Origin of the sequence: uncultured Azonexus sp., from assembly GCF_937982035.1 — a bacterium.
Taxonomy (GTDB): Bacteria; Pseudomonadota; Gammaproteobacteria; order Burkholderiales; family Rhodocyclaceae; genus Azonexus.
Genome location: NZ_CALJNI010000016.1, coordinates 157891 through 164486 on the forward strand (window position 1 = coordinate 157891; position 6596 = coordinate 164486).

The 6596-nt window shown below is 64.3% G+C and carries 6 protein-coding genes and 1 pseudogene; 5 read left to right on the plus strand and 2 right to left on the minus strand.

Going from position 1 to position 6596, the window contains the following annotated elements:
• Position 1 precedes the first annotated feature (1 nt).
• Complete coding sequence (locus Q0799_RS12000) at positions 2-1150, minus strand: Do family serine endopeptidase (RefSeq protein WP_298398625.1); 1149 nt, start codon at positions 1148-1150, stop codon at positions 2-4.
• A gap of 14 nt (positions 1151-1164) precedes the next feature.
• Here Q0799_RS12000 and Q0799_RS12005 point away from each other — a divergent pair, with 14 nt between their 5' ends.
• Entirely contained in the window at positions 1165-1911 is a 747-nt protein-coding gene (locus Q0799_RS12005; protein WP_298398627.1) for a Nif3-like dinuclear metal center hexameric protein, read from the plus strand.
• On the opposite strand, the gene Q0799_RS12010 is transcribed toward Q0799_RS12005, so the two are convergent.
• Entirely contained in the window at positions 1886-2761 is an 876-nt protein-coding gene (locus Q0799_RS12010) for a hypothetical protein (RefSeq protein WP_298398628.1), read from the minus strand. The genes Q0799_RS12005 and Q0799_RS12010 overlap by 26 nt on opposite strands.
• 77 nt (positions 2762-2838) lie before the next feature.
• Between Q0799_RS12010 and Q0799_RS12015 the strand changes: the two genes are divergently transcribed.
• From Q0799_RS12015 to Q0799_RS12030, 4 genes and pseudogenes are all read left to right on the plus strand, one after another.
• A complete protein-coding gene (locus tag Q0799_RS12015; RefSeq protein ID WP_298398630.1) occupies positions 2839-3540 on the plus strand; it encodes a fumarylacetoacetate hydrolase family protein in 702 nt (233 codons plus the stop codon).
• 22 nt (positions 3541-3562) lie between these two features.
• Positions 3563-4888: an MATE family efflux transporter gene (locus tag Q0799_RS12020; protein ID WP_298398632.1), complete on the plus strand. Its 1326-nt coding sequence runs from the start codon at positions 3563-3565 to the stop codon at positions 4886-4888.
• 135 nt (positions 4889-5023) lie between these two features.
• Entirely contained in the window at positions 5024-6184 is a 1161-nt protein-coding gene (gene sucC, locus Q0799_RS12025) for an ADP-forming succinate--CoA ligase subunit beta (protein WP_298398634.1), read from the plus strand.
• An 11-nt stretch (positions 6185-6195) separates the two neighbouring features.
• A pseudogene (locus Q0799_RS12030) lies at positions 6196-6596 on the plus strand (succinate--CoA ligase subunit alpha); the annotation flags it as partial.

Consider the following 6596-nt stretch of genomic DNA (forward strand, 5'->3'; position numbering starts at 1 on the left):
ATTATTCCTCGGTGCGTAGCGGCGGACGCTTGCCGATCCGGACCTGCAGTTCGAGGATGCTGCGGTCGCGGCGCAGGCGGAAGGCGGCTTTTTCTTCCGGCTTGAGTTCGGCGATCAGATCGAGCATGACCTGCGGGTCGGTGACGGCCTTGCCATTGACCGAGAGCAGCACGTCGCCCGGGCGGACGCCGGCGCGATCGGCCGGGCTGCCGCGCACGACGCCGGCGATCAGGGCGCCGTCGGTATCCGGCAGGCCGAAGGATTCGGCCAGTTCCTCGGTGATTTCCTGGGCTTCGACACCGATCCAGCCGCGGGTCACCGAGCCGCTTTCGATGATCTGTTCCATGATGCTGCGCGCACTCGATACCGGAATGGCGAAGCCGATGCCGTGGTTGCCGCCGGTGCGGGAATAGATCGCGGTGTTGATGCCGACCAGGTTGCCTTGGGCATCGACCAGGGCGCCGCCGGAGTTGCCGGGGTTGATGGCGGCGTCGGTCTGGATGAAGTTCTCGAAGGTGTTGATCCCCAGGTGCGAGCGGCCCAGTGCCGAGACGATGCCCATGGTCACCGTCTGGCCGACGCCGAAGGGATTGCCGATGGCGAGCACGACATCGCCGACGTTCAGGTTGTCCATCTGGCCGAAGGTGATCGCCGGCAGGCCGCTGGCGTCGATGCGCAGAACGGCGAGGTCGGATTCCGGATCGGTGCCGACGATGCGTGCCTTGTAGGTCTTGCCGTCGTTGAGGGCGACCTGGATGTCGTCGGCGCCTTCGATGACGTGGAAATTGGTCAGGATGTAGCCGTTCTGGCTGACAATGACGCCCGAACCGAGCCCGGAGTTGCGCCGGTTCTGGCCCTCGGGGCGTTCGCCGAAGAAGTGGCGGAAGATCGGATCGTCGAACAGCGGATGGCGTTGCTGACGGACCTGCTGCGTGGTGTAGATGTGCACCACGGCGGGCAGCGAGGAGCGGGCGGCATCACGATAAGACGCCACGGCTCGCTGGCCACCATCGGCAACCGGTGCGGCTTCCTGCAGCGCGATGATGCGCTGGCCGCGCGGCAGCCATTCCGGCTTCAGTGTCGAAACCGTGAAGACGACGGCCAGCGCAACGGTGACCGTTTGTGCAAAAATCAGCCACAACCTGTGCATGTGAGTCCGTGACGATGAAACTTGATGAACTGACGCTGTATCTCGATGAATTGCTGCAAGCGCCGAAGTACCGGGATTATTGCCCAAACGGTCTGCAAGTGGAAGGTTGTGGCGAAGTGACGCGTATCGTTGCCGGGGTCACGGCCAGCCAGAAACTGCTCGACCTGGCGGTCGAGCGGGGCGCCCAGGCCGTTCTGGTTCATCACGGCTATTTCTGGAAGGGTGAGGACGGGTGCATCACCGGCATGCGCCGCAAGCGTCTGGCGACCCTGCTCGGCAACGGAATCAGCCTGCTGGCCTACCATCTGCCGCTCGATGCACACCCGGAACTGGGCAACAACGCGCAATTGGCGCAACTGTTCGGCTGGCTGCCGGAAGGACGCTTCGGTGAGCAGGAAATCGGCTGGGTCGGTCGCCTGCCGGCGCCGGGCACGCTGGCCGAGGTGACTGCCGGGATCAATGCGGCGCTGGGGCGGCAAGCCCTGGTGATCGGCGATCCGGCGCGCACGATCCGGCGCGTCGCCTGGTGTTCCGGCGGCGCGCAGGGCTATTTCGAGCAGGCCATCGCCCTCGGCGTCGATCTTTACCTGTCCGGCGAAATCTCGGAACAGACCGTGCATCTGGCCGAGGAAAGTGGCGTCGCCTATGTCGCCGCCGGCCATCATGCCACCGAGCGTTACGGGGTCAAGGCACTGGCTGCCCACCTGCAGGCGCGTTTTGCTCTGGAATGCAGTTTCATCGACCTCGATAATCCGGTCTGAGGCGACTCAGTTGCTGCAGCACCAGTGCGCTCAGGATGCCGCCGAGCAGTGCGCCGCCGAGCAGTTCGAGCCATTTTTGCCAGGCGCTGCCGGCAGAGGCCTTTTCTTCTGCCAGTGGTCCGGCGGCGGGCGGTTGCTGGAGGGCAATGGCCAGCTGCAGTTCCTGCTCGGCCGCCTTGATCTCGCCGCCGATGGCCATCGCCGCTTCGAGCTTTTGCAGGCTTTCGTTGAGCCGGCTCAGGCTGGTTTCCATGCGCAGCATGCGGGCTTCGGTTTCGGCGCTGAGCGATGGCGGCAGGTTGTAATCGAGTTGCATCGGCGAGTTGCCGAGAACCAGCCGGTCGCCGCGTGCTTCGGGCGGCGGCCGGGGTGCCGGACGGGGCTTCGCTGCGGGAGCGGCGCTGCGTGGCCGTGGCGGCTCGCTGGCAACCGCCGGTGCGGTCGTTGGGGCTGCGCCGCTGGCGATCCTGGATTCGGTTTGCCGGGTGTCCGGGGGGGAGGGCATGACGAAGTAGTCTCGTTGCAGTTCGACGCCGCAACCGGCCCGCAAGCGTAGGGTGGCCAGGGGTTCATGCAGGGGCTCGGCCGCCGTGATGCGCAGGCGTGTGCCCTGGCTGCCCTGTTCTAGTTGCAGGCGGGCATTGGCGATCACCGGCAACTCGGCATCCTTGATCCGCGACAGGCCGAAGCAGACGGCCTCCAGCTTTTCATCCGCCCGGGCGATGATGGCGACTTCCGCGTGCAGGGGCTCGCCGATCCGCGAATGCACGGTCAGCTCGCCGAGTCCGGCGGCAAGCGCGGCGGGCGATGCCATCAACAGGCAGAGCAGGAGCGGCAGGCTGGGCTTCACGGAGCGAATCGGGATAACATGACGGGGTGCAATGGGCGAAGTATTGCACATTTGTCGAAACATGCCAGGGTCATTTCATGCATTACGTCATTCCCCCCCGTTTGCCGGTGGCGTTGCCGGTTTTTGACAGCGATGCCTTTTTCCCGGTTCGCCGGATTTTTTGTGTCGGCCGCAATTACGCCGAGCATGCGCGGGAAATGGGCGCGACGGCTCAGGCTGACGGGCTGGAACCCCCGTTTTTCTTTACTAAGCCGGCCGATGCGCTGATCTGCGGTGCCGACGAGCTGGCCGTGAGTTATCCGCCGGCGACTGCCAACCTGCACCACGAGGTCGAGATGGTCGTCGCGCTCGGCGCCGGCGGTGCCGATGTGCCGGTCGAGGTGGCGGCCGGCCTGGTTTTCGGCTACGCGGTCGGGCTCGATCTGACGCGACGCGACATCCAGGCCTGGGCCAAGGAAAAGGGCCATCCCTGGGACATGGGCAAGGGTTTTGACCAGTCGGCGGTCTGCGGGCCGCTGGCGCCGCTGGCTACTGCCGGTCATCCGCGCGCCGGCGCGATCTGGCTCAAGGTCAACGGTGAGTTGCGCCAGCAGGGCGATCTCGATCAGATGGGCTGGAAAGTCGAGGACATCATCGCCAACCTGTCGACGCTGGTGCGTCTGGAGGCCGGCGACCTGATCTACACCGGCACGCCGGCCGGGGTCGGGCCGCTGTTACGCGGCGACCTGCTCGAAGGCGGCGTCGACGGCCTGCCCGGATTGCGCGCCCGCATCGTCTGATCGTCTGTCCGTGCTGAGCGCAATGCGTGGCCTGATCGGCCACGCCTTTCCCATTCTCGTTGCCCAGCTTGCGTCGATCGGCATGATGGTCGTCGACACGGCGGTACTCGGCCACGTCAGCCCGGCCGACCTTGCGGCGGTCGCCATCGGCGGCGGCATCCATATTTCGCTGGTGTTCGCCCTGGTCGGCGTGGTTCAGGCGGTGGCGCCGCTGGTCGCGCATCTGCACGGCGCCCGTCGCGGCGACGAAGTGGCCGGCATCCTGCAGCAGGGTTTCTGGCTGGCGCTGCTGCTCAGTCTGCCCGGCATGCTCTTCCTGCGTCATCCCGGTTTCGTGCTCGACCTCTTCGCCATGGATGCGGCGGTCGATGCCAAAGTCCGCGAATACCTCGGCCTGCTCGCCTGGAGCCTGCCGGCGGCGCTGCTCTATCGTACCTTCTACGCCTTCTGCAATGCCCTCGGGCGACCGCGGGTGTTGATGGGCATCGGGCTGGCGGGACTGGCCATTCACGCCGTGCTTGCCTGGGGGCTGGCCTTGCAGGGCTGGCTGGGCGAGCCTCTTGGGGTTGTCGGTTGCGCCCTGTCGAACATCGTAATTGGCTGGCTGGCCTGTACGACGGGGGCGCTGTGGCTGAATTTCGGTTCGCTCGGTCGCCGCTATCGACCGTTTGCCGCCTGGCAGGCGCCGCGCTGGCCGGTCTGGCGCCAGTTGCTGCGTCTGGGCCTGCCGATGGGATTTTCCAATCTGGTCGAAATCACGGCATTCACGCTGGTCGCCCTGTTCGTCGCTTCGCTCGGCGCAACCGAAGTCGCCGGTCATCGCATCATCGCCAACCTGTCGGCACTCGCCTACATGCTGCCGCTGTCGCTGGCGATTGCCACGCTGGCGGCGGTCGGTCAGTTGCTCGGCGCGCGCGACTGGGCACGGCTGCGGGTGACGGTGCGCGCTGCCTTGTATCTGTCGGCCTCGCTCTCCCTGCTGCTCGGGGTGCTGCTGTGGCTGGCCGCCGAGCCGCTGGTGGCGGCCTATACCGACGATCCGGCGGTGCGCGGGGTGGCGCTGAGTCTGATCGTCTATGTCGCGATCTACCAGTTCTTCGATGCCCTGCAGACCATCGCCGGCCATGTGCTGCGAGCCTGTCGGGTGACTTTCGTGCCGATGCTGATCCAGACTTTCTGCTTCTGGGGGATCGCCCTGGGCGGCGGTGCCTGGCTGTGCTACCGCTGGCAACCGGCGCTGGGGGTTGCCGGTTTCTGGCTGGCAGCGGTGATTGCGCTGGTGGCGGCAGCGGCATTGCTTTTGCCGTTGATGGTCAAGGTCATCCGCCTGAGTGAAAGCGCTTCGTAATTATGAATTTTGGCCTGCAATAATTTGTTGCGGCTGTGGTAAGATTTTCGGCTCGAAGAAGTATAACCGGGCGGGGCCAGGGGGATGTTCGGCGCCGCTCAAAGCTCGCAACTCAACTCAACGCAAGGAAAGCGCATGAAAATTCACGAATATCAGGGCAAGCAAATCCTGAAGAAATTCGGCGTTACGGTTCCGCGCGGGATTCACTGCACGACCGTCGAAGACGCGGTCAAGGCAGCTGAAACCCTGGGCGGCAAGGTCTGGGTCGTCAAGGCGCAGATCCACGCAGGCGGCCGTGGCAAGGGCGGCGGCGTCAAGGTCGCAACCTCTCTGGAAAAAGTGCGTGAGTACGCCAGCCAGATCCTCGGTATGCAGCTGATCACGCACCAGACCGGTCCGGAAGGCCAGAAGGTCCGTCACCTGCTGATCGAAGAAGGCGCCGACATCCAGCACGAATACTATGTGGCCGCGCTGACCGACCGTGCCACGCAATCGGTCGCCATGATGGCCTCGTACGAAGGCGGCATGGACATCGAAGAAGTCGCCCACAAGACCCCGGAAAAGATCGTCAAGGTCTTCATCAACCCGCTGGTCGGCCTGACCGACGAGCAGGCGCTGACCCTGGCCAAGGGCATGGGCATGAACGAAGCCTCGATTCCGCAGTGTGTCGATACGCTGAAGAAGCTGTACACCTGCTACATGGAAACCGACGCTTCGCTGGCTGAAATCAACCCGCTGATCCACGAAGCCGACGGTACCGTCAAGGCGCTCGACGCCAAGTTCAATTTCGACTCCAATGCCCTGTTCCGCCAGCCGGAAATCGTCGCCATGCGCGACCTGGACGAAGAAGACGCCGACGAAATCGAAGCTTCCAAGTTCGACCTGGCCTACATCTCGCTCGACGGCAACATCGGCTGCCTGGTGAACGGTGCCGGTCTGGCCATGGCCACCATGGACACGATCAAGCTGTTCGGCGCCGAGCCGGCCAACTTCCTCGACGTCGGCGGCGGTGCCACGACCGAGAAGGTCACCGAAGCCTTCAAGATCATGCTCAAGAACACCAAGGTCAAGGGCATCCTGGTCAACATCTTCGGCGGCATCATGAAGTGCGACACCATCGCCACCGGCGTGGTTGCTGCAGCCAAGGAAGTCAATCTGTCGGTGCCGCTGGTCGTCCGCATGAAGGGCACCAACGAAGACCTGGGCAAGAAGATCCTCAAGGATTCCGGCCTGCCCATCATCTCTGCCGATTCCATGGCCGAGGCCGCCACCCAGATCGTTGCCGCGGTCAAGTAAGGAGCCACCGAATGTCTATCCTGATCAACAAGAACACCAAGATCATCACCCAGGGCATCACCGGCAAGACCGGTCAGTTCCATACGGAAAAGTGCCAGGAGTATGCAAACGGCAAGGAATGCTTCGTTGCCGGCGTGAACCCGAAGAAGGCCGGCGAGTCGATCTTCAACATCCCCATCTACGCTTCGGTCAAGGAAGCCGCCGCTGAAACCGGCGCCACCGTGTCCGTCATCTACGTGCCGCCCGCCGGTGCCGCTGCCGCGATCTGGGAAGCTGTCGAAGCCGACCTCGATCTGGCCATCTGCATCACCGAAGGCATCCCCGTCCGCGACATGCTGATGGTGCGCAACAAGATGAAGGAAAAGGAAGCCAAGGGCGGCAAGAAGACCCTGCTGCTCGGCCCGAACTGCCC